Genomic DNA, 23230 nt, shown 5'->3' with positions numbered 1-23230 from the left:
GCGCCGCGTGGCGCCGGGATATGACACGCGCATGCGAAGGCAGGACATATGGCTGAGATTTCCGTTTCATCAGGCGTTCGGACCGCGCCGCCTAGCAAGGCCGCCCGAAAGAACCGCAGTTCGATCGCGCATGACCGCTGGGCGGTGCTGCTGCTCTTCCTGCCGCCGGCGCTGATCCTCTTCACGCTCTTCGTCATCATGCCGATGGGCGAGGCGGCCTGGTACAGCCTCTACAAGTGGAACGGCTACGGCACGCCGACCGAATATATCGCGCTCAAGAATTTCCAGGTTCTGTTCCGCAATGCCGCCTTCAGCCAGGCGCTGATCAACAACGGCCTGATCATCGTCGTTTCCATCGCCATCCAGGTGCCGCTGGCGATCTGGCTGTCGACGATGCTGGCGCATCGCATCCCCGGCGTCGTGACCTACCGGCTGATCTTCTTCCTGCCCTATGTTCTCGCCGATGTCGCCGCCGGCCTGATCTGGCGCTTCGTCTATGACGGCGACTACGGGTTGTTCGCGGCCATTGCCGGCTTCTTCGGCATGGCCAATCCCTATGTGCTCGCCGACAAGGACGTGGCGATCTATGCGGTGCTCGGCGTCGTCGTCTGGAAATATTTCGGTTTCCACATGATGCTGTTCATCGCCGGGCTGCAATCGGTCGACAAGAACGTGCTTGAGGCTGCCGATATCGACGGCGCCTCCGGCTGGCAAAAATTCCGCTACATCACGCTGCCGCTGCTCGGCTCGACGCTCAGGCTCTCGATCTTCTTCGCCGTCATCGGCTCCCTGCAGCTTTTCGACATGATCATGCCGCTCACCGGCGGCGGACCGTCGAACTCGACGCAGACCATGGTGACCTTCCTCTACACCTACGGCGTCATGCGCATGCAGGTCGGCCTCGGCAGCGCCGTCGGCGTCGTGCTGTTCATCATCTGCGTCACGCTCGCCTTCGGCTACAAAAGGATATTCATGCGCAATGACTGATACGACCGACACCATTCGCATGCCCGCGACGACGAAGGTCTATCTCTACGTCTCGTTGACCCTCATCGCCGCCCTCGTGCTGATCCCGCTGCTGACGACGGCCCTCGGCGGCTTCAAGACGCTCGGCGACCTGCGCGTCAATCCCTTCGGCCTGCCCGCCACATGGCAATGGTCGAACTATACGGATATCCTGTTCGGCGAGCGCTACTGGCTGCAGATCTTCAATTCGCTGGTCATCGCCGTCCTCACAGTGTCGCTGACGCTGATCGTCTCGTCGATGGCGGCCTTCACCTTCGCGCATGTGCGCTTCTTCGGCTCGTCCTTCCTGTTGAACTACTTCCTGCTCGGCCTGATGTTCCCTGCGGCGACGGCTATCCTGCCGCTCTTCATCCGCATCCGCGATCTCGGACTGCTGGACACCTATTGGGGCGTGGTGCTGCCGCAGGTGGCGTTCGGGCTCGGGATGAGTATCCTGCTTTTTAGAAACTATTTTCGCAACCTTCCGGAAGAATTGTTCCAGGCGGCATTCGTCGATGGCTGCGGCTACATGCGCTTCTTCTGGTACATCTCGCTGCCGCTGTCACGGCCGATCATCGCCACCGTCAGCATCATCTCCTTCGTCGGCAGCTGGAACAGCTATATCCTGCCGCTGATCATGCTGAATTCGGAATCGAAATATCCCTGGCCGCTCGGCATCATGGTCTATCGCGGCGAGTTCGGCACCGAATGGCAGCTGGTACTCGCCTTCATCACCCTGACGATCATGCCGACCGTCATCGTTTTCTTCCTGGCCCAGAGACACATCATCGCCGGCCTGACGGCGGGCGCGGTCAAATCCTGATGTTGCCGTTTCTGCCGCGGCCGTTACCATGGCCGCGGCACGGCATCATGGGAGAGCAGACGGTTGGCGCCGATAAAGGTCGATCCGGATAAGGTTCGCGAATTCAAGACGAAGCAGGATTTCTACGACTGGCTGGCCGCGCATCACGACCGTGAAAGCGAGGTCTGGATCCGCATCTTCAAGGTCGCATCCGGCTTGCCGTCGATCACGCCGGTCGAGGCGATCGACGCTGTGCTCTGCTGGGGCTGGATCGATGCGGTGAAGAAAAGCCTGGACGAGAAGAGCTATCTCCAGCGCTACACGCCGCGCGGCAGGAAGAGCATCTGGAGCCAGATCAACGTCAACAATGTCGCCCGCCTCGTCGAGGAGGGACGAATGACCGAGCACGGCCTTCGCGAGGTCCAAGCCGCGAAAGCGGATGGCCGGTGGGACCGGGCCTATGGCAGCGGCAAGGACCTGAAGATCCCCGAGGATCTGCAGACGGCGATCGACGCCGATCCCAAGGCCAAGGCGATGCTTGCGGCGCTCAGCGCGCAAAACCGCTTCGCGCTTGCCTTCCGCGTGCACAATATGAAGACGCCGGCGGGCCGCGAGCGGAAGATCGCGGCCTTCGTCGAGATGCTGGCGAAGGGCGAGACGATCTATCCGCAGAACAAGAAGCCGAAGGTCTGAACCTCAGAGATCGGCCTTGTCCCAGAGCGCGTGGAAATGCTGGACCGGGCCATGGCCGGAACCGACGGTGAGCGTTTCTGCAGCCGCAACGGCATCGGCGAGATAGCGCTTGGCGATCGCGACCGCTGCCTCCGGCGTCTTGCCCTTTGCAAGCTCGGCCGCCAAGGCGCTCGACAGCGTACAGCCGGTGCCGTGTGTGTTCTTCGTCGGAACCCTTGGAGCCTCGAACCAGGTAATATGGCCGGCGCTTGCCAGCACATCGGGGCTGTCAGTGCCGCCGAGATGGCCGCCTTTCAACAGTACCATGCGCGGTCCGCGATCCAGCAGTTTGCGCGCCTGCTGCTGCATGGCATCGCGGTCTTGGGCGTGGTCCTCGCCGAGCAGCGCCGCCGCTTCGGGGAGGTTCGGGGTCAGCATCGTTGCCAGCGGCAGAAGGCGGTCGGTGAGCGCGCCGATCGCGGCGATATCGAGGAGGGCGGCGCCGCCCTTGGCGATCATTACGGGGTCGAGCACCAGCGGGATGCCGCGATGCGGATGCAGCGCATCGGCAATTGCCTCCGCGATCCCGGCATTGGCGATCATGCCGATCTTGACGGCATCGACGCGGACATCGGCAAAGACCATGCGGATCTGCTCGGCGACGAAATCCGGCGAGACGGTCTGCACTGCTGAAACGCCGGTGGTGTTCTGCGCAGTCAGGGCCGTCAGCACAGCCATGCCATAGGTGCCGCGGGCGGAGAATGCTTTGAGGTCGGCCTGGATGCCGGCGCCGCCCGATGGGTCGGAGCCGGCGATCGAGAGAACGTTGCGGATCATTGTCCTGCCTTTCTGATGCGTTCGGCGATTGCAGCCGTCGCCGCTTGCGGATCCGGCTGGCCACAGATCGCCGAGACGACCGCAAGCCCTTCCGTGCCCGTTGCGAGCACTGGCTCCACATGTTCCGCCTTCAGGCCGCCGATTGCCACTGAGCGAACCGGGCAGACACGAACCAGCTCCTCCAGACCTGCGATGCCGATCGGTTGCTTGTGATCCGGCTTGGTCGCCGTCGCGAAAACGGGGCCGATCCCCGCATAGTCGACGATCGCGGGATCTACGGCTGCGGCAAGTTCAGGCGTCTCGACGGAGAGGCCGAGAATCATATCAGGCCCGATGCGGCGGCGGGCCTCGGCGGCGGCGAGGTCTTCCTGGCCGATATGCAGCCCATCGGCGTTGAGCGCGATTGCCGCTTCGACGTCGTCATTGACGACAAGCAGTGCTCCGCTTCCTGACAGGACCCGCTGCAGTGCCCGGCCCGTCTCGATCATCTGCCGGGTAGTCGCCGTCTTGTCGCGCAGCTGCACGATGGTCGCCCCACCGGCGACGGCTGCGCGGGCGGTCTCGACAAGCCCGTACCCGGCGCAGAGCTCCGGGTCGAGGACGAGATAAAGGGAGAGGTCGAAGCTCTTCACGCCTGGCTGATCCTTGCTGCGGCGTCGAGCGCCGGACCATCGAGCGCGGCAAGCGCATCGAGGAAACGCCAGGAGAAGGAGCCAGGGCCCTTGGCTTCCTGTGCCGCCTGTTCGCCGGCAACGGCAAACATTGCGAGAGCGGCGACCGTCGCATCGAAGGTCTCGTCAGAGGCGACCGCGGCGAAGGCGCCGGTCAGGCAGGTCAGCGAGCAGCCGAGCGCGGTGATCTGCGGCATCAGCGGCGAACCGCCGGAAATGCGAACGGCGCGGGTGCCATCGGTGACGAAGTCGACCGGGCCTGTGACCGCGACGACGGCGCCATATTGCGCCGCGATGCTGCGGGCGGCCCCTTCCGCCTGCTCGACGGGATCGCGGCTATCGACGCCCTGGCCACGGCTCTCGCTGCCGGCCAGCGCGATGATTTCGGATGCATTGCCGCGGATGATCGCCGGGTTGAGGTCGAGAAGTGCCGCGACGCTTTCGCGGCGGAAGCCGGTGGCGTAATGCGCCACGGGATCGAGAACCCAGGGTTTGCCATTGCGCGCAGCAGCCTTCGCCGCCTGCTTCATGCCGCTGACCCAGGCGGGCGAGAGCGTGCCGATATTGATGGTCAGTGCACCGGAGAATGCGGCGAATTCACCGGCTTCCTCCTCCGCATGCACCATGGCGGGCGAGGCGCCCGCGGCCAGCACGACATTGGCGGCGATATTCATCGCGACATAGTTGGTGATGCATTGAACGAGCGGCGGCGCGGCGCGCAGCGCAGTCAGCAATTGCCCGGGTGATCTCGAAGTCGTCATCTTGCGTCCCTTTTGGGGCGGGGCAAGACGCGGGAGGCCAGGCACATGGAAGCGAAGGGCCTCGAGCGACTCCCTCCGCCAGCATTATCTGGTTCAGGTTCGAAGGGTACTTCTCAGCCCGCCTTTCGGCGAACGCCCCTGTCTCTCAACACCACGGTCATCGCAAATTATCAGCGGCTTGTCACGCCCTATCAGTTGAGCCGGGCTTCGCCGCTGGCGATGCGCTGCTCGTCGGCGCCGAAGAGATGTACGGCATCGTGAATGGGCGCCACCTTAAGGATGTCGCCGGGCGCCGCTCTGATCCGCTCGCGGAAGACGCAGCTGATCGTCTGCGCGCCGAGCCGGGCGATCACCAGTGTTTCCGATCCGGTGGGCTCGACGACGACGGTGGTGATCTCGATGCCATTTGGGTCGAGCTGCAAATGCTCCGGGCGGATCCCGTAGGTCACCGCGTCGGCGGGGCGACGGTCGCTCGGCAGGGTGATGCCGTCCTCGGTGCGGAAGCCCGTATCCGTCATGCTGCCCTTGATGAAATTCATCGCGGGCGAGCCGATGAAGCCGGCGACGAAGAGATTGTTGGGCCGGTCATAGAGGTCGAGCGGCGAGCCCGCCTGCTCGATGCGCCCATCCCTCATGACGACGATCTTGTCGGCCATGGTCATCGCTTCGATCTGGTCGTGGGTGACGTAGATCGTCGTCGTCTGCAGCCGCTGATGCAGCTCCTTGATCTCGGAGCGCATCTGGACGCGAAGCTTGGCGTCGAGATTGGAAAGCGGCTCGTCGAACAGGAAGACGGCGGGATCGCGCACGATCGCCCGGCCCATGGCAACGCGCTGGCGCTGGCCGCCCGAAAGCTGCTTCGGATAGCGTTCGAGCAGGCTTTCGAGGCCGAGTATCTTTGCGGCATTGCCGACCCGCTTGTCGATCTCCGCCCGCGGCATGCGCTTCAGCCGCAGCGAAAAGCCCATGTTCTTGGCCACGGTCATATGCGGGTAGAGCGCATAGTTCTGGAACACCATGGCGATGTCCCGGTCCTTCGGCGCCAGCTCGTTGACGACATGCTTGCCGATCTGGATTTCGCCCGACGTGATGCCTTCAAGCCCGGCGATCATTCTGAGCAGCGTCGATTTTCCGCAGCCGGACGGGCCGACGAGGACGACGAATTCGCCGTCACGGATATCGACCGAGACACCCTTGATGGCCTTGAACGCGCCGTAGTCCTTGCGAGCATTATTGACTGAAACATGAGCCATTATCGTCCTCCCCAGGCTGCGATCAAAGCTTGTCCAAGACGGTTCTGAGATAGCCGAGGCCGACTCGTTCGCCTTCCTTGCGGGCCTCCAGGTCCTTGCCCGGCCAGCCATAGGCGGCATCTTCATGCTCGATCGAAATCGTGCCGTCGAAGCCGTAGCTGCGCGCCTGCTTCAGGAACCTCGACCAGTCGAGCAAGCCGAGGCCCGGCAGCTTGTACCGCCACCAACCCTTGCCATGGTAGCCGACCGCCTGCAGCGCGGTCGCATCGACCGCCGTGTCCTTGGCATGCAGGATGACGATGCGATCCTTGACGGCATCCAGCGCCAGATAGGGATCGATACCCGTCCGCAGAAAATGCGAGGGGTCGAATTCGAGCCCGAAACGCCGGTCCGGAATGCGCTTGAAGAGCTCCTCGTAGCCCTTTGGCGTCGTACCGACGAAATTGTCCTTCGGCCCAGGCCAGTTCTCGATGGCAAAGGTCAGGCCGCTGGACGCGGTCTCGGCGATCAGGCCGTTCATGTAAGCCGCGAAATCGTCGTAGTTGGCCTCGTCGCTGGCCTCGTCATTGCGGCCGGGGAAGATGACGAAAACCGGCACGCCGGTTTCGCCGATCGCCTGGGCGAATTCCGCGGTGCGCGAGCGCAGATCCTTGCGCTTGGCGTTGTCGGCGTCGAGCTGGTTGCCGAAATAGGTGATCGAGGAGACAAAGAGATTACGCTCGCGGGCAAGCGAGACGGCGGCCTTCACCCTGTCAGGGGTCTTGATGTGTCCGCCGACATCGATCTCGATGGCATCGAAACCGGCGGAAGCTGCGAAATCCACCACTTCTTCAAGCGGCCGGTCGTTGAACGTCGACGTATAGAAACCGATCCTCATCAAAATCCTCCCATGCGCCGCCGCAGCGGCCGTGCTAATTGTTCAGGCGATCCATGTATTTCAGCGGTGAACGGGTGCGTTGAACCTCATCCGATGACGCCAGCATCAGCGCCGCGGCCATCGGCATGGCGGCCGCCCCGATCGCCGAGGCATCCTCGCCGAGCGAGGCGCGGTGGATGGAGGGCAGGGCGCCGTCGCTGGCGTCCAGATGCTCGTGCACATAGCGCAGCAGCTCGTCGATCATGCGGATCGGCAGCCGGCCGCCGACCAGGATGGCATCGGGATCGACGATCATGCCGACATGACGGACGGCGACCGCGAGATGCGCGCTCATCTCCTTAAGCCACTGCGAGACCAGCCGCTTGCCGCGGGTATCGAGCGTCAGGAGATCCTGGGGCACACTGACCTTGATCCCATGCTCGGCGAGGAACTGATAGAGGCAGAAGAGCGAGAAGATCTCGCCGAGCAGGCGAACCTTCTGCGTGCTTTCGTCCTTTCCGTCGGCGATCGGCACCCAGCCGATTTCACCGCTGAGGCCCATGGCGCCGCGATGGCCATTGCCGTCGAGAACGAGACCGCCGCCGGGGCAGGCGTTGACGGCGATATAGAGGAAGCTGCGGCTCTCGGCGCCGAGCCCGTAATCGAGCTCGGCCAGTGCGGCAGCGTTGGTTTCGTTTTCGATGAAAACAGGATGCTGCGTCAGCTCCTCCAGAGCAGCGCGCACATCGAATTCCATCCATTCCCAATAGTCGGCGGGCCTGCCGGGAAAGGCGATTTCGCCGAGCCAGTCCGGCATCGCCAGGCCGATGCCGGCCAGATGCGCGTCATCGATCAGGCGGCTGCGCTGGAAATGCGATATCGCGTCCGCCGACAGCTGCATGAACTCGGCCGGCAGGATGTAGCGCTTTTCGTGATGGACACGGGCGCGGACGTTGCCGACGGCGTCGACTGCGAGGATGGTCAGATGGTCACGATCGATATTGATGCCGATCGCGAAGAAAGCGTCAGGATTGATCTCAAGCTCGATTGCCGGCTGGCCGCGCAAACCGTGGCGGCGGCGGGCCTCGATGATCAGCCCCTCGTCAAGCAGGCGGTCGACGATGCGGGCGATCGCCGGCTTGGTGAAGCCCGTCTGTCTTGCGATCTCCGCCCGCGAAATCGGCGCCTGCCGGTGGATGCAGCGCAGCACGACCGCGCGGTTATGCTCGCCTGCATCCTCGACATTGGCCCCGCTGAGATCGGGGGAGAGCTTGACATCAGGGGTCTGGTTCATGATCGCGATCCTTCGTCTTCCATCGACATCAGAGCCGCTCTCATCCCTTCACCGCGCCGCTTGTCATCGCGCCCAGGATCAATCGCTGGAGCGAGAGGAAAGCCACGATCGCCGGTACGACGGAGATCAGGCAGGCGGCGGCGAGCAGCTGAATGGACGAGTCGGTCTGCATGCCACGGAAGTTAAAGATCCCGACGCCGATCGGCATCAAGTTGTTTTGCGTCAGCAGCAGAAATGGCACGAGGAACTGCGACCAGCCGGCGATGACGGTGATGATGAAGACGGAAGCGATGCCCGGCGCCGAGAGCGGCAGGACGATCCGCCAGAACACCGAGAACCGGTTGCAGCCGTCGATCATCGCTGCTTCGTCGAGACTGCGCGGAATACCATCGACGGTGCTCTTCAATAGCCATGTCGCGAGCGGCACGCCGAGCGCGATATAGACCATGACCACGGCGAAATGCGTGTCGAGCAGGCCGAGCTTGTTCATGTAGCGGTAGAGCGGGACCATGATGACCAGCGGCGAGATCATCTGGAAGAGCAGCAGGCCCATCATCGACAGGCCCTTGCCGCGGAACTGGAAGCGCGAGAAGGCATAGGCGGCCGGCAACGCGACGATCAGCACCCCGAGGCCGCTGAGGGCGGCGAGTTTGAGGCCGTTCCAGAGGTAGATGGGGAAGTAGCTGTTGTTGAGAACCGTGACGAAGTTCTCCATCGTCGGGTTGTGCGGAATATAGCGGGCGACGCCGCGATAGATTTCCCGCCGGTCGCGAAGCGCCATCGACAGGAGATAGCTGAGGGGGCCGGCGAAGAAGACGAACATCGCCAGCATGAAGAGATAGCTCAGAAAGTCGCCGAGGCGGGTGCCGGTGCGCCTGCTGCTCATTGCTCTTCCTCCTTGGGCAGGAACGACGCATAGACGAAGGCAAGCCCGAGGCTGATGATCAGCATCAGCACCGACAGCACGCTGCCTCCCGACAGATCGTAATTTCTGAAGACGATGTTGAAGACATAGAGCGAGATCACCTCGGTCGCGCGGCCGGGGCCGCCGCCAGTCAGCGTGATGATCGCATCGAAGGTGTTGAGCGTCATGATCGTGATCAGGATCATGTTGACGAGGATCGCGGCGCGCAGCTGCGGAATGGTGACGAAGAAGAACTGCTGCGATCCCGTGGCGCCATCGACTTCGGCCGCTTCGTAGAGTGAAGGATCGATCGCCTTCAGCGCCGCATACATGACGACCATCGAGAAGGCCGTGCCGCGCCAGATGTTGGAGATCAGCGCCGACCAGGGCGCGATCGACGGATCGGAAAGCCAGGCGACAACGGGCAGATGCATCATCCGCAGGATACTGTTCAAGGCGCCATAGGGCGCTTCGGAAAACAGCATCTGCCAGATGATGCCACCGGCAATGCCGGGCACGACCCAGGCGACGAGGGCGGTGGTTCTGAGAATAGTGGTGCCGAACAAACCGCGCTTTTCGCCGCGAACGACGACGACGGCGACGGCAATCCCGAGGATCTGCTGGCCGACGACGCTGCCGCCGACGAAGACGAGGGTCGCCCACATGATATCGGGCAGCTGCGGAGAACTCAGCGCGTTGGTGATCGAGCCGAACGTATATTCCTGGTTATCGCCGATCAGCGTCGCATTGGTGAAGGACAGCCGGAAGACGTCGATCACCGGGTAAAGATAGAAAATGCCGATGACGATGATGACGGGCATGATCCAGGGCAGGGGCGCCCCGGCGAAACGGCGCATGAACGATCTGCTGTGAGGCGGGCTGGCAGCCTCGATGGCGATGGGGCTCATAGGGCTTCTCTATCCGGGTTTGACGGGACCGGCGGCGCCCGTCATGGGCGCCGCCGCGATCTCAAATCGTTAGAGACGCTTGTAGGCCTCCAGCGTCGCGTTGAACGCGGCGTTCAGAGCATCTTCGGGCTTCTTGGTGCCGGACAGCACGTCGCCCATCATGATCTGGATCTGGTTGGAAATCTCAGGATAGATCGGCGCACCCGGACGTGCCTGGCCATTCACCAGGGCATCGGCGAAGGTCTTGTTGGCCTCGGTCGCGAAGACATCGTACTTCGTGAACAGCGACTTGCGCGTCGGCAGCTGCTGTTGCAGCGCGTTGGCCGGGCCCATATAGACCTCGCGGGCGAGGTTGGCGCACATCTCGACCTTGTCCTTGTCCTTGGCAAAGGACGCGATCGTCCAGCCGCCTGTGCCGGTCGAGCGCTGATCGGCGGTCGGGCCCGGGATCGGCGAGAAGGTCCAGTTCTTGAACTCGTCCTCGTCGAGCGTTGCCTTCAGCTGCGCGTATTGCCAGTTGCCGCCGATGAAGAGCGCCGTGGTGCCCGCCGCAGCTGCGGCGTTCAGGTCGTCGTAATTGCCGATCGTGGTGACACGCTTCGGCGCAGCGCCTGAATCGACGAGGTCCTTGTAATAGTTGAGGGCCTTGAGGAATTTCTCCTTGTTGTCGCCTTCGCCGAAGACGGGTTTTCCGGAATCGTCGACGAGCTTGCCGCCGAGCGCCCAGTAGTTCGCGAGCCAGTCGAAGGTCGAGCCTTCATAACGGCCGGCATTGAAGAGGATACCTTCCATGCCTTCGCCAACGGACGCGATGCCGGCCTTCTTCAGGTCGTCCCAGGTCTGGGGTGCATCAGCCACGATCGACTTGTTGCGATAGAGGACGCGCAGATCGGTGTCCCACCACCAGGCGCGGATCGTCTGATCCTTGTCGGTGATGCCGCTGCGGATGAAGGGGAAGAGGTCGTCGATTTCTTCCTTCGAGAAATAGGGCGTGAAGTCGGCGAGAACCTTGTTGACCATGAACTGCGACAGCACGAAGGAGTCGACGGCGGCGCAATCGGGCGCGTTGCCGGCCTTCGCCTGCTCCAGCATCTTGGCCTGCTCGGTGCCGATATCGGCCGACATGAACTGCATCTGCAGCTTCCAGTCGGGATGCTTCTTGATGAACTCGACGAACAGCTTCTGGTAGCCTTCGGCAATCGCCGGGTCGGCATTGTTGGGACTATCGTTAGTCAACCGCACGATGAGCGTCTTCGGGGCATCGGCAGCGCCGATACGGTCCTTGGTCGCCAGTTCTTGGGCAAATGCGGCAGGCACTGAAAATAACATTGTGCTCAGCGCTAATGCGCTGACGAACGCTCTCTTCATGATGGGTCTCCTCCCCATTTTCAACGGATACAGCCTGGTGGTCAGTTGACCTCTCCTCAATTCCATGCTGCATTAATTAGATTAAGTTACTTTGATTTGATGTCAAGCCAGACTTGGGAGGAATGAGATGCTGGCGACATTCAATACAAGCTAGGCGGGCTGAACCGCACTTTCCAACGAGATCGACAAGGCGTTTTGCGGAGATCCGCAACACGCAAAGGATGTGTTTTGCCCGGCTGCCGTGGCGGCAGCCGCACCCGATATCTATGGAGGATAGAATGCGATTACTCATTCTCGGCACTGGCGGAATGGCCAATCAGCACGCCATGCGGTTCAAGGAGATCGAAGGCGTCAGCGTCGTCGGCGGTGTCGATGTCGTGCCCGAGCGGCTGGCGGCCTTCTGCAGCGAACACGGTATCGCCCATCAGTTCAGCTCGCTCGAGGACGCGCTTGCCTGGGGCGAATTCGATGCGGTGGCGAATGTCACCCCCGACCGCATCCACCACCCGACGACGCTGCAGGCGGTTGCCGCCGGAAAGCATGTCTTCTGCGAGAAGCCGCTGGCGACCGACGCCACCAAGGCAATGGAGATGACCGAGGCGATCGAGAAATCCGGCAAGGTCGGCATGGTGAATTTCACCTACCGCAACTCGCCAGCACTGCAGAAGGGCAGGCAGATGGTGCTCGCCGGCGAGATCGGCGAAGTCAGGCATGTCGAGGCCTCGCATCTGCAGAGCTGGCTGGTCGGCCGCCACTGGGGCGACTGGAAGAGCGAGAGCAAATGGCTGTGGCGCCTTAGCAAGAAGCACGGCTCGAACGGGGCACTCGGCGATATCGGCATCCATATTGTCGACTTCGCCTCTTATGGCTCCGGTCTCGACGTGGCGCATGTCTTTGCCCGGCTGAAGACCTTCAACAAGGCGCCGGGCCACAAGATCGGGGAGTACGACCTCGACGCCAATGACAGCTTCACGATGAATGTCGATTTCACCACCGGTGCAATCGGCACCATCCAGGCAACCCGTACCGCCGCCGGCCAGATGGACCAGCTGCGCCTTCGCGTCTATGGCGAGACCGGATCGATCGAGATGATCTACGACACCGGCAAATCGACGCTGCGCGCCTGCCTCGGCGAGGACGTCCACACCGCGACCTGGCGCGATGTTCCCTTCGATCCTGTCGAGACCAACTACCAGCGTTTCGTGCAGGCGGTTCGCGCCGGCAAGACGCAGGAGCCGTCCTTCCGGCGGGCTGCCAATATCCAGAAGGTTCTGGACAAGGCGCTCGCTTCCGACCTCAGCCATACGGACGAGGCACTGGCCTGAGATCAGGCCGAGACCGGCGGCAGCAGCGTGTTGAGGAAGGGCAGGAGTGCTGCCCCCAGCGCAACGCCGCCGCCGCTGAAACTTGCCGGTTTCATCGGCGAGATCCAGGGTGTCAGGAAGGGGCGCTTCGAGGTATCGCGGCGCTCCACCGACAGCTGATGGATCAGCGCCTCGATGACTCCGCGCGGCAGATCGCTGCCGATCATGATGACGCTCGGGGCGACGAAACCGGCAATGCCGATGATCGGATCGAGCAGGTGGCTCGCGACATCGCGGATCCATTGCGCCAGCTCGGGCGAGGAAATGTCCTCGCCTGACAGGAGCCGGGCACAGTCTTCCTTGCCGACCGCAGCGCAAAGCGAGCCGAAACCGGCAACCTTGTTCAGCGAAACGTTATCCGGCCCGGTCCGCATCTCGCCGATACCGCCGGCGCGGCCATGAACGCCGGAATAGGGAACGCCGCGAACCAGAAATCCCGCCTGCACGTCGTCATCGAGCACGATCATCGCCAGGCCGCCCGCAGGCGCCGGCGTGCCGATCGTGCGCTCGGCGAGCAGGCCGGCGGTGCATTCGTTTTCCGTCTCCGGCCGCGGCAGGCCGGATAGCGCGGCGAGCTCTTCGCTCTGAGCCTCGCTCCAGATGTTTGAGGCAATGCCGACGCCGACGATCGGCAGATCGGCATGGCGCTCGATCATCGATCCGATGGCCTCGCTGACCGATGCCGTGGGGGCCGCCGGATCGAGAGAGAAATAGATGCGGTCGTGGACCTGGCCGCTGAGATCGATCAGCACCGCCTCGCTGCGGCGGGCGCGCACCCGGATGCCGATCGAATAGGCGCCTTCCGGCCGCAGCGCGAATTCCGTCGCGGTCGGACCTCCGCCGGCGCCATTGCGCCGGTTCGAGATGACCAGTCCCTCTTCGCCGAGGCGGCGCAGGATATTGGTGATGCCGGGGCCGGTCAGGCCGGAATGCTGGCCAAGCTCCATGCGCGTCAGCGGCCCATGCCGCCGGATCGCCTCCAGGATGACGCGGATATTCCGGTCGGCGATCTCTCCGGATCGCAACCCCACCGTTTTGCCCCGCGCAACGCCCGTTTCCTGGGCCTGACGCCGCGGCCCTGATCGAAGATACCGCATGACCGACTTCCTTGAGCGCTTCACTGCTCTTTAGCCGAGAAAGTGATGAAAGTAACGCCCACCCTATCGTAAGTATCTGATTTCCTGCCGAAGAATTCCAAGTCTCCGCATGCGGGCAATTGGCGCCTTGCTTATGGCACAAGCGCCTGCGAATCCTAGATGAGGACGGCGGCCTCACAAAACGGCCGCTGCTGCGAGGAGAATGCAATGCGAAGATCGATGAACATGCTTGCCGCCGCGGCCTTGATCGCACCGATGACCATCCCCGTTCCGGCAAGTGCCGCAAATGCGCTTGAGCGCGCCATCGGCGAAGCCCAGCCCTGCCGATCGCTGAAGGCCAAGGCATCGAGTTTCGGGGTCAGCGTCGAGATCGGGGTCGACAAGCTCGACTATGTGAAGATCGACCAGCTGCAGCTATCGGTGAACGGCAACCTCGCCGACGCTAAGGTTCGCGGCACGCTTGCCTGCAAGACCTCCGACAATGCCATGGTCCAGGGCGGCTTCTCGGCGACCGCCGATGTCAGCGTTCATGTCGATCTCGCGACCTGCAAGACCACTGAAAGCTCGATCGAGATCACCGATACCGGCGGCAATCTCGGCGACGTGGTCAAAAGCCTCAAGGACGAGATCTCCGGCGCGCTGCGTCGCGGCCTCGAACGCAACATGTCCAAGCTCTGCCAGAAGTGAAGGGCGTATCCGATGGCGGTGCGTAGCGCAGGCCTACTCATCCATCGCGCCGCCGCCGGCGGCCCCGAAGTGCTGCTCGCCCATCCCGGCGGCCCCTTCTGGGCGCGCAAGGACGAGGGCGCCTGGTCGATCCCGAAAGGTATCGTCGAAGCAGGAGAGGAGGACCTCGAGGCGGCGATCCGTGAAACGCGCGAAGAACTCGGTGTCGTCATCGAAGGCGACTTTCGCCTGCTCGGCGAATACAGGCAGCCGGGCGGCAAGATCGTCATCGCCTGGTCGGTCGAAACCGATCTCGATGCCGATCATATCGAGAGCATAGAATTCGAAATCGAGTGGCCACCGAAATCCGGCAAAAGGAAGCGCTTTCCCGAGGTCGACCGCGCCGGATGGTTTTCGCTTGAACAGGCGGCGGAAAAGATGCTCAAGGGACAAAGGCCAATGCTGGACGACCTCCAGAAACAGCTGGCATTGTCACCAAAACCACAGTCCCGGAGGACGCCGCATTGAGAACGATCGTCATCGAGTGGGAATCGATGAATTCAGGCGCACTCTACGTCGCCCACTTTCCTGAACCCTTCCTGATGTCCGATGCCGACTACAGGGCATTCGAGGCGGTCTTCGCCAGCTGGCAGCGCCGCTACTGGGAAGGCGTCGGCGAGACGAGGGTGGAGGAAACCAAAGGACCGCAGGCGCTCGTCCGCGCGCTCCGCGGATTGGGATATGACGTCGCGAGCAGGGGGACTGTGCCGCCGGGTGTGTAGCGGCTCAGCTATCGAGCGAAGCTAGCGATCCTTCTGCGCTCTCCACCGAAGGAGATAGGCGAACCCCGGGGCAATCAGCGCTCCCGCCAGCATCCATTCCATCAGCGTCAGCGGCGTCTCGTCCGGGTCGTGCCCGGTCAAGAAGAGGAAAAGAAAGAACGCAAGAACGCCTGCTACGATCAGAGCGAGTGAGAAAAACAGGCTCTTGCGATGGCTTTGCATGGGTCGGCCTCTCCGGGAAGTGCAGATCGGCTGAAAGCTAGTAGTCGTTCGTTCTTTGGCAAGCGAGTTTATAGCAGGTGTTCGACAGCGAATAGGCGCGGGTCCGTGAGGCGTCGGATGCCACCACTCACGCAAATCTCCCATAACCGATCTCATCCGTCCTTGACGTGAAAACAAAGTTACTTAATCTAAGAGGCGTGGCGCGATCCGATGGAGGAGACGGATGCGCGGCGCGCTTTTTTGTGCGTGATCCCCCGTTCTCCCCGATGATCCGTTGCTGACATTTCCGATAGGACACGCCATGTCTCTGACCATTGCCCAACGCCTAGACAGCCTGAAGGCCCGCACCGCCGAGCTTGCGCATTGGCGCGACAGGCGCAGTGTTTCGATCGATGGCTGGACCTTCGATGGCGAGCCGATCGCCCACCGTCAGGACTGGCCGCATCGCAACGGCACGGTGCATTTCCAGGCTTCGGCAAAGGCGCCGGCCGATTGGCCGCTCGACAAGATCCGCCTGCAGCTCGATCTCGGCGGCGAGAGCCTGATCACGCTGAACTATGCAGGCGGGAAAGCCGAGACATTCGGTCTCGATCCCTATCACCAGGAATTTCCGGTCAAGGACCGGGTGTTTTCGATTACGACGGAGAGTGTCGCGCGCTTCCCTTTCGGCGAGCCGAACCGGGCGCCGAGGCTGAACAGGGCGCGGCTGATCTGGCTCGACGAGCCGGTGCACCGCTTGCATCTGCTATTGCGGCAGATCGCCGAGGCCGCTGGTGTCCTGGGCGAGCATGAGGCGGTTCCCTATCTGCTCGAAGCAGCCGAGCAGGCGCTCGCGTCGCTCGATTGGCCCTCGGATACCGCGGCCTATGTGTCGCGCACGTCTGGCGCTGTCATGCAGCAGAAGATCTGGGAGCTGCCGGAGCTGCAGGCCGATCCTGCCGGTCTCGACGACGAGCAGAGCGGTCTGGCGCAATCGGCCCATGATGCGCTGCTGGCCCGGCTGAAAAAGCTGCAGAAGCGCTTCCCGCCGAATGGCGAGCTGCTTCTGACAGGCCATGCCCATATCGATCTCGCCTGGCTCTGGCCCTATCGCGAGACGCGCCGCAAGATGCGCCGGACCTTCAATACGGCACTGTCGCTGATGGAGCGTTCGGCCGATTTCCGCTTCAACCAGTCGACCGCGCATTATTACGCGCAGATGGAAGAGGACGATCCGGAACTGCTGGAGCGGATCAAGGAAAAGGTTGCCGAAGGCAAGTGGGAAACGGTCGGCGGCATGTGGGTCGAGCCCGACACCAATATGCCGACAGGCGAAAGCCTGGCGCGCCAGGTGCTGTACGGCCAGCGCTATTTCGAGAAGATGTTCGGCACCCGCCACACCGTCTGCTGGCTGCCGGATTGCTTCGGCTTTTCAGGCGCCTTGCCCCAGATCCTCAGGCTCGGCGGCATTGACAGCTTCTTTACGATCAAGGTCAACTGGAGCGAGACGAACCATATCCCCTCTGACCTCTTCTGGTGGAAAGGGCTGGATGGCAGCCAAGTTCTGACCCACACCTTCGACAATCCGATGCATGGCTATAACGGCTTCGTGCAGCCCGATTGCTTCGTGCCGACCTGGAAGAATTTCCGCGGCAAGACCCAGCACGATACGTCGCTGCTTGCCGTCGGCTACGGCGATGGCGGTGGCGGCGTGACGCCTGAAATGGTCGAGCGCGAAGTGCAGCTTCGCGACTTCCCGGCGATCCCGCAGGCGCGCTGGGGACGGGTCGAGGATTTTTACAAGCGGGCGCATGAGGCCGCGTCCGAAAAGCAGCTTCCGGTCTGGGATGGGGAAATCTATCTCGAACTGCACCGCGCGACGCTGACGACGCAGAGCGGCGTCAAGCGCAAGCATCGCCAGGCCGAGCGTGCCCTGATCACCGCCGAAACCATCGCCTCGCTCGCCCATATGCTGGGGGCGGAGAAGCCGCGCAGCCTCGAAAGCGACTGGCGCGTCGTGTTGAAAAACGAGTTCCACGACATCTTGCCGGGGTCGAGCATTCGCGAGGTCTATGCCGATGCCGAGCACGAGCTCGACGGCGTGATCGGCAATGCGCGGCAAGAGCAGGCCGCGGGTCTTAATGCACTCACCGGCGTGTTGCCGAAGGGCGGCGTCTCCTCCGCTCTCGTTGCCGTCAACCCGTCACTGTCGTCTCGGCCGCTGAATGCGACACTTCCCGATGGCACGGTCATCTCGTCTGCCGATATCGTCGCGCCGCTCTCCGTCGCGGTGTTCGATCGCAATGGCCTGAAGCCGGCAGGTGCTCTGAAGGCGACCAAGCAGGGGCTGGAAAATGACCATCTTGCTATCGTCATCGGCAAGGATGGCTCGGTCACCAGCCTGGTTCACAAGGCGAGCGGCCGCGAGGCCATCGATGGTTCGGCGAACCAGCTCTGGGTCTATCCGGCCGACAAGCCGCGCAACTGGGATGCCTGGGATGTCGACGTCGACTATACGGCGAAGGCTATCCGCCTGGAGACGCCTGAGAGCATCGAGCTGGTCGAGAGCGGTCCATCGCGAGCGTCGATCCGCGTCGTCCACCGCTACCGGAACTCGCGCGTCACCAATACCTATGTGCTGACGGCCAATGGAAAGCGGCTCGATATCGAGACGGAGATCGACTGGCATGATCGGCGCACGCTGCTGCGCACGCTAAACCCCGTTGCCGTCAGCGCCCGCACAGCGACGTTCGAATGCGCCTATGGCGTCGTCGAGCGCGCCACGCATACGAACACCTCCTGGGAGCAGGCGATGTTCGAGGCGGCGGCTCACCGCTTCGTCGATATCAGCGAGCCGGGCTTCGGCGTCGCGCTGCTCAACAATGCCAAATACGGCCATAGCGCCCGCGGCAATGTCATCGGTATGAGCATCGTGCGTGCTCCGGTCTATCCCGATCCGCTCGCCGACGAGGGATCGCAGAAGTTCACCTATGCGCTGATGCCGCATGAAGGGGCATGGCATGAGGGCGGGGTGCTCGACGAGGCGCTCGACCTCAACCAGCCGCTGATGACGGTCGAGGCCAGCGGATTGGCCGTCGGCACGGTGTCTCCCGTCGCGGTCGAGGGGACTCCGGTTGCTTTCTCGGGGCTGAAGTCTGCGGAAGAAGGCGAGGGGCTTGTGCTTCGCCTCTACGAACCGGCAGGGCGCCGCGGCAAGCTTTCTCTGTCGCTGCCGTCGGGCTGGAAGGCATCCGGTCCGTTGAACATTCTCGAAGAGCCGATGGAGCGCAAAGGCGGGGCCGATATCATGCCTTTCGAGATCAGGACCTGGAAGCTGCAGAAGGTCTGAGAAAAATACCGGCGCGCTCGCTACCGCGAGCGCGTCTGCTTCAGAACGGCAGCCGTGAGATCGGCCTGGCTATAGGGTTTGACCAGCACGATGGCGCCGGCATCCGCCTCGAAGCCAGCGACCGATGAATTGCCGGTGGCGAAGATCACCGCGAGCCCGGGGTCGATCGCCCGTGCCTGCTTTGCGAGCTCCGCGCCCGAGATACCAGGCAAGCCGACATCGGTCAGCAGGATATCGAAGCTGCCGGGGCCGAGCTTCGGCAGGGCCTCCTCGGCGCTGCCCGCTTCGCTGACGGCATGGCCGGATTGCTGCAGCATTTCCGACGTATCCATGCGGATGAAGGCGTCGTCCTCGACATAGAGAATGCGCAGGGCTGTCGCCTCGGCCGGTGCTTCCTGCGGCGTGGTCCGGCGTTCATGGTGGGAGGCCTTGGCCATGTTGCGCTGGCGCTGGTTGTTCAGAACATGGCGGATCTTGCGGGCCAGCGCATCGCGGCTATAGGGCTTCGACAGCAGATCGACGCCGGCATCCAGCCGTCCGCCATGGACGATCGAGTTTTCCGTATAGCCGGACGTGAAGAGGACGGCGATCTCAGGCAGCCGTTCCTTCGCCTTGCGCGCCAGCTCAGAGCTTTTGAGCGGGCCGGGCATGACGACGTCGGTAAACAGGAGGTCGATCGCGATGCCGCTTTCGATGACGGTCAGTGCGCTCGCCGCATCTTTCGCCTTGAGAATACCGTAGCCGAGATCGGCCAGCATCTCGACGACGGTGGCACGCACCTCCTCGTCGTCCTCGGCAACTAGGATTGTCTCCTTGCCGCCGGTCGCCGGCCCATGATCGCCCTCGGCGAGCAGGTCCTCTTCCTCCAGCGTGCGCGGCAGATAAAGGCGCACGGTCGTGCCCTGGCCGATCTCGGAATAGATCTTCACGTGACCGCCGGATTGCTTGACGAAGCCGTAGACCATCGACAAGCCGAGGCCTGTTCCCTTGCCCACCGGCTTGGTGGAGAAGAAGGGTTCGAACACCTTGGTGATGATATCCGCCGGCATGCCGGAGCCGGTGTCGCTGACCGCCAGCATGACATATTGGCCGGGCGCCACGTCGACATGCTTGCGGGCATAGTCGTCGTCGATGGAGGCATTGCCGACCTCGATCGTCAGCTTGCCGCTGCCATCCATCGCGTCGCGCGCATTGATCGCCAGATTCAGGATGGCGTTCTCGATCTGCACCGGATCCACGAAGGTGTTCCACAGGCCACCGGCGCGGATCGTCTCGATCTCGATGGCCTCTCCGATCGTCCGGCGCAGCATCTCGCCCATATTGGCAACGAAGCGGCCGACATCGACCACCTTCGGTTCCAGCGGCTGACGGCGGCCGAAGGCGAGCAGCTGGCTGGCGAGCTTCGAGCCGCGGTTGACCCCGGCGAGCGCGTGCTCGATGCGCTTCTGGGCGCGCTCGTTGCCGCCGACATCCTTGCTCAGCAGGTAAAGATTGCCGGCAACGACCTGCAGCAAGTTGTTGAAATCGTGGGCGACGCCGCCGGTCAGCTGGCCGATCGCCTCCATCTTCTGCGTCTGGCGGATCAGCTCCTCGGCGTCGCGCAGCGCGGCTGCCTGTTCCTTCTCGGCGGTGACATCGCGGCCATAGGCGAAGACCATGTTGCTTTCGAAGGAAAAGCGCCAAGAAACAGTGCGTTGGCCGCCGTTCTTGTGGTTGAGGCTAAGCTCCAGCCCCTGCATCTCCTCGCCCGATACAGCCTGCTTCAGCGCTGCATCGAAAAGCGGCGGATCGCCGTCGACAAGGAACTCGCAGAGATGATGACCGGTAACTTCCTTGCGCCGGTGGCCGAGCAGATCGGACCAGGCCGGATTGATGGCGCGGACTTCGCCATCGGGACGCATGACAACGAGGATGTCGCCGGAATTGCGCCAGACGCGGTCGAGTTCGGCGCTGCGTTCGGCGACCTTCTTTTCCAGCGACGAGGCGAGTTCCTGCAGTGCCTGCTCGGCCCGGCGGCGCTCGACAGCGGTGCGGGTGCGCTCGGCAAAGTCGCGGATGAAATCGAGCTCGACCTCCGGCCACTCGCGGGGCACGGCATTGTTGAGGAAGAGGACGGCGGCGATCTGGCCTTCTTCGGTCAGTGGCACGGTGACGGCCGAATGGACGCCGATGCCCTTCAGCGCATAGGAGGTCGCGGCCGTACGCGGGTCCTTGTCGACATCGGCGAAGACGACGGTTTCGTTGCGCTTGAGGTCGTCGATATAGGTGCCATATTCCCGAAAATGCAGCGTGCCTGCGATGCTCGGATTGCCCGGCACGTTCCAGTCGCGCTCGATCGTCACCGTCTCGGCAATCGGATCGATCGTGCCATAGCCGGCGCGGGTGACATGCAGCGCCTTGCCGAGGATCTCGGCGGCGGCGTAAGCAATTTCAGCGGGTTCGGTGGTCTGGCGGATGCAGTCTGCGAGCTCGATCAGTGCCATGCGCCGCGTCTCCTCGCTGCGCGCGTCGGTGATATCGCTGTTGACGCCGATCATGCCCAGGAATTCGCCGCGCACATCGAAGCGCGGCCGGGCGTCGGTATGCAGCAGCCGGTATTCGCCGTCCGAATTGCGATAGCGGGCCTCGACGCCGAAGGCCTCGCGCTTGGCGACCGCCTTGCTGACGAAGGCCATCAGCGGAGCGACGTCGTCTGGGTGGATCGTGGCGTTCCAGTCGAAGGCCGAGACATCGGCTTCGCCCACGCCCCAGAACTGGCGCATCGCGGCGTTCAGATAGAGGCAGCGCATCTGGTCGTCGCTCATCCAGAGCATGACCGGCGCATTCTCGGCGACCAGCCGGAAGCGGGACTCGCTCTCGCGCGCGGCATCCTCCGCCTCTTTCCGCTCGGTCACGTCATAGCCCTGTACGAAGATGCCGGAGACGCGGGCATCTTCGCCAAGGAGCGGCTGATAGATGAAATCGAGATAGCGCTCGATGAGCTCCGCATCCGGCTTCTGCTGCAGCTTCACCAGCTGTTCGGAGCCGATATAGGGGATGCCCGTGCGGCGCACTTGGTCGAGCAGCGCCACGAAACCCTGCTCCTCGACTTCGGGCAGTGCCTCGCGGATCGTCTTGCCGACGACATCGCGATGGCCGACGAGCTGCTGGTATGCGGCATTGGCGATTTCGAAGCGATGCTCCGGGCCGCTCATCGTCGCGACGAAACCGGGCGCCTGCTCGAACATCTTCTGCAGACGGGTCTTTTCGGCGCGCAGCTGCTGCTCTGCCTTCACCTTTGCGGTGGTCTCGACGACGATCGCCATGACGGCAACCGGCGTGCCGCTCTCGTCGCAGATCGGCGAGTAATCGAGCTTCGTCCAGAGCCGCTCGGGCTCGCCGCTGCCGCCGCGATAGAGGATGAGTTCCTGATCCTCGTATGCGAGCGTGCCGCCGGCCAGGCCGACCTTCATCACATGATCGTTGAAATCGGCGACCTCGGGCCAGCCCTCGCGGACCTTCGAGCCGAAGAGCTCCGGGTGACGGCGTCCGGCAAAAGCCGAATAGGCGTCGTTGTAGATCATCACGCCATCCTCCTTCCAGAGGGTGACGATCGGCACCGGGGAATGGAGGATGAGGCTGCAAACGCTTTTCAGGGTCGGCGACCACTCGCCGATCGGGCCGAGCGAGGTCTTGGACCAATCGAAATTGGCAATGATGTCAGCGGCCTCGCTTCCCTTTTTCAGAAAGGAATGCCCGCTCATGCTGTTTTGATGCATCTCGACCGACCCGGGTTTCCTCTCGGAAACTGTCCATGAACACGCCAATAAGTATAGGGCGAATGCAAACCGGCAAGGGGCTGAAAAAGATAGGCGGTAAAACCGGTTAACGCCCGTTCTTAAGCCTTGTGGATCGGGTCGATCCAGGCGACCTGTTCGGGCTTTTCGACCGGCTCGATATCGAGATTGACGACGACGGGCTCCTGGCCGGAGCGCACCAGCACGCATTCCAGCGTCTCGTCGCGGCTGGCATTGATTTCCTGGTGCGGCACGAAGGGCGGCACATAGATGAAATCGCCGGGTCCGGCTTCGGCGACGAATTCCAGGTGCTCGCCCCAGCGCATGCGCGCCTTGCCCTTGACCACGTAGATGATGCTTTCGAGATCGCCGTGATGATGGGCGCCGGTCTTGGCATTGGCGTGGATCACGACCGTGCCCGCCCAGATCTTCTCGGCGCCGGCGCGCGCATTGTTGATCGCAGTGGCGCGGTTCATGCCCGGGGTTTGCGCCGTGTTCGGATCGAGCGAATTGCCGGGAATGACTTTGACGCCGTGCTCGCGCCAGTCGACAGGGCCGTCATCATGGTGATGGGGGTGGTCGTGGTGGTCATGGCTCATTCGTGGTCCTCCGTTGCGCCGATTGTGCCCGCCGTTCGGCCGCCGAGGCAAGAGCGGAAATGCGC

21 protein-coding genes, 1 pseudogene and 1 riboswitch are annotated in these 23230 nt (G+C 62.9%); of the genes and pseudogenes, 8 read left to right on the top strand and 14 right to left on the bottom strand.

Features of this window, described 5'->3' with window-relative positions; all coding sequences use genetic code 11:
• The first annotated feature begins 48 nt into the window (after positions 1-48).
• The 3 genes from ACQZ5H_RS11795 to ACQZ5H_RS11785 all read left to right on the top strand — a co-directional run bounded on the left by ACQZ5H_RS11795 (position 49) and on the right by ACQZ5H_RS11785 (position 2500).
• A complete protein-coding gene (locus ACQZ5H_RS11795) occupies positions 49-987 on the top strand; it encodes a carbohydrate ABC transporter permease (RefSeq protein ID WP_112712072.1) in 939 nt (312 codons plus the stop codon).
• On the top strand, positions 980-1828 hold the full coding sequence (locus tag ACQZ5H_RS11790) for a carbohydrate ABC transporter permease (RefSeq protein ID WP_203430987.1): 849 nt from the start codon (positions 980-982) through the stop codon (positions 1826-1828). The genes ACQZ5H_RS11795 and ACQZ5H_RS11790 overlap by 8 nt, the downstream gene beginning before the upstream one ends.
• Positions 1829-1891: 63 nt before the next feature.
• Positions 1892-2500 carry a YdeI/OmpD-associated family protein gene (locus ACQZ5H_RS11785; protein WP_449097791.1) on the top strand — a complete coding sequence of 203 codons (609 nt, stop codon included), beginning with the start codon at positions 1892-1894 and terminating at the stop codon, positions 2498-2500.
• A 3-nt stretch (positions 2501-2503) separates the two neighbouring features.
• Here ACQZ5H_RS11785 and thiD read toward each other — a convergent pair whose 3' ends face one another.
• From thiD to ACQZ5H_RS11740, 9 genes are all read right to left on the bottom strand, one after another.
• Complete coding sequence (thiD, locus tag ACQZ5H_RS11780; protein ID WP_203430985.1) at positions 2504-3316, bottom strand: bifunctional hydroxymethylpyrimidine kinase/phosphomethylpyrimidine kinase; 813 nt, start codon at positions 3314-3316, stop codon at positions 2504-2506.
• Entirely contained in the window at positions 3313-3948 is a 636-nt protein-coding gene (gene thiE / locus ACQZ5H_RS11775) for a thiamine phosphate synthase (protein WP_449097790.1), read from the bottom strand. Before thiE ends, thiD begins: the two co-directional genes overlap by 4 nt.
• Positions 3945-4748, bottom strand: a complete 804-nt coding sequence (thiM, locus tag ACQZ5H_RS11770; protein ID WP_449097789.1) for a hydroxyethylthiazole kinase — start codon at positions 4746-4748, stop codon at positions 3945-3947. The genes thiE and thiM overlap by 4 nt, the downstream gene beginning before the upstream one ends.
• Positions 4749-4801: 53 nt before the next feature.
• Positions 4802-4898, bottom strand: a riboswitch (TPP riboswitch).
• Positions 4899-4939: 41 nt separating this feature from the next.
• Positions 4940-6001, bottom strand: a complete 1062-nt coding sequence (locus ACQZ5H_RS11765) for an ABC transporter ATP-binding protein (protein ID WP_449097788.1) — start codon at positions 5999-6001, stop codon at positions 4940-4942.
• Between the two features lie 22 nt (positions 6002-6023).
• Positions 6024-6878: a sugar phosphate isomerase/epimerase family protein gene (locus tag ACQZ5H_RS11760; protein ID WP_449097787.1), complete on the bottom strand. Its 855-nt coding sequence runs from the start codon at positions 6876-6878 to the stop codon at positions 6024-6026.
• Positions 6879-6912: 34 nt separating this feature from the next.
• Entirely contained in the window at positions 6913-8151 is a 1239-nt protein-coding gene (locus tag ACQZ5H_RS11755) for an ROK family transcriptional regulator (RefSeq protein WP_449097786.1), read from the bottom strand.
• 40 nt (positions 8152-8191) lie between these two features.
• Positions 8192-9037, bottom strand: coding sequence for a carbohydrate ABC transporter permease (locus ACQZ5H_RS11750; RefSeq protein ID WP_130283764.1), 846 nt, complete (start codon positions 9035-9037; stop codon positions 8192-8194).
• Entirely contained in the window at positions 9034-9963 is a 930-nt protein-coding gene (locus ACQZ5H_RS11745; protein WP_449097785.1) for a carbohydrate ABC transporter permease, read from the bottom strand. Before ACQZ5H_RS11745 ends, ACQZ5H_RS11750 begins: the two co-directional genes overlap by 4 nt.
• Before the next feature lie 69 nt (positions 9964-10032).
• The gene (locus tag ACQZ5H_RS11740) at positions 10033-11331 is read right to left on the bottom strand and encodes an extracellular solute-binding protein (RefSeq protein WP_112712052.1); all 1299 of its coding nucleotides are present in this window, start codon (positions 11329-11331) and stop codon (positions 10033-10035) included.
• Between the two features lie 278 nt (positions 11332-11609).
• On the opposite strand from ACQZ5H_RS11740, the gene ACQZ5H_RS11735 reads away from it, so the two are divergent.
• Positions 11610-12656 carry a Gfo/Idh/MocA family protein gene (locus tag ACQZ5H_RS11735; RefSeq protein WP_112712050.1) on the top strand — a complete coding sequence of 349 codons (1047 nt, stop codon included), beginning with the start codon at positions 11610-11612 and terminating at the stop codon, positions 12654-12656.
• Positions 12657-12658: 2 nt separating this feature from the next.
• On the opposite strand, the gene ACQZ5H_RS11730 is transcribed toward ACQZ5H_RS11735, so the two are convergent.
• The gene (locus tag ACQZ5H_RS11730; protein WP_449097784.1) at positions 12659-13792 is read right to left on the bottom strand and encodes a winged helix-turn-helix transcriptional regulator; all 1134 of its coding nucleotides are present in this window, start codon (positions 13790-13792) and stop codon (positions 12659-12661) included.
• A gap of 219 nt (positions 13793-14011) precedes the next feature.
• On the opposite strand from ACQZ5H_RS11730, the gene ACQZ5H_RS11725 reads away from it, so the two are divergent.
• Genes ACQZ5H_RS11725 through ACQZ5H_RS11715 form a run of 3 tightly spaced genes read left to right on the top strand, consistent with a single transcriptional unit; the run spans position 14012 to position 15240 of the window.
• Complete coding sequence (locus ACQZ5H_RS11725; protein WP_413712515.1) at positions 14012-14479, top strand: LBP/BPI/CETP family protein; 468 nt, start codon at positions 14012-14014, stop codon at positions 14477-14479.
• 12 nt (positions 14480-14491) lie between these two features.
• The gene (locus ACQZ5H_RS11720; RefSeq protein WP_449097783.1) at positions 14492-14986 is read left to right on the top strand and encodes an NUDIX domain-containing protein; all 495 of its coding nucleotides are present in this window, start codon (positions 14492-14494) and stop codon (positions 14984-14986) included.
• Complete coding sequence (locus ACQZ5H_RS11715) at positions 14983-15240, top strand: hypothetical protein (protein ID WP_449097782.1); 258 nt, start codon at positions 14983-14985, stop codon at positions 15238-15240. The genes ACQZ5H_RS11720 and ACQZ5H_RS11715 overlap by 4 nt, the downstream gene beginning before the upstream one ends.
• Positions 15241-15261: 21 nt before the next feature.
• On the opposite strand, the gene ACQZ5H_RS11710 is transcribed toward ACQZ5H_RS11715, so the two are convergent.
• A complete protein-coding gene (locus tag ACQZ5H_RS11710) occupies positions 15262-15462 on the bottom strand; it encodes a hypothetical protein (protein WP_413711517.1) in 201 nt (66 codons plus the stop codon).
• 301 nt (positions 15463-15763) lie between these two features.
• Between ACQZ5H_RS11710 and ACQZ5H_RS11705 the strand changes: the two genes are divergently transcribed.
• Positions 15764-18790 (top strand): alpha-mannosidase, encoded by a 3027-nt coding sequence (locus ACQZ5H_RS11705; protein ID WP_449097781.1) that lies wholly within the window; start codon positions 15764-15766, stop codon positions 18788-18790.
• 20 nt (positions 18791-18810) lie between these two features.
• Here the strand turns inward: ACQZ5H_RS11705 and ACQZ5H_RS11700 are convergent, their stop codons facing one another.
• The 3 genes and pseudogenes from ACQZ5H_RS11700 to ACQZ5H_RS11690 form a co-directional block, all read right to left on the bottom strand.
• Positions 18811-20766, bottom strand: a complete 1956-nt coding sequence (locus ACQZ5H_RS11700) for a response regulator (RefSeq protein WP_449097919.1) — start codon at positions 20764-20766, stop codon at positions 18811-18813.
• A gap of 66 nt (positions 20767-20832) precedes the next feature.
• Positions 20833-22533, bottom strand: a pseudogene (locus tag ACQZ5H_RS11695) (PAS domain-containing protein); the annotation flags it as partial.
• Between the two features lie 134 nt (positions 22534-22667).
• On the bottom strand, positions 22668-23165 hold the full coding sequence (locus ACQZ5H_RS11690; RefSeq protein ID WP_203430972.1) for a cupin domain-containing protein: 498 nt from the start codon (positions 23163-23165) through the stop codon (positions 22668-22670).
• Positions 23166-23230: the final 65 nt, after the last annotated feature.

It is taken from the genome of Rhizobium sp. 21-4511-3d, from assembly GCF_053522545.1.
Note: the sequence above shows the minus strand (reverse complement) of the source record. Positions and strands in the feature narration are given on the sequence as shown.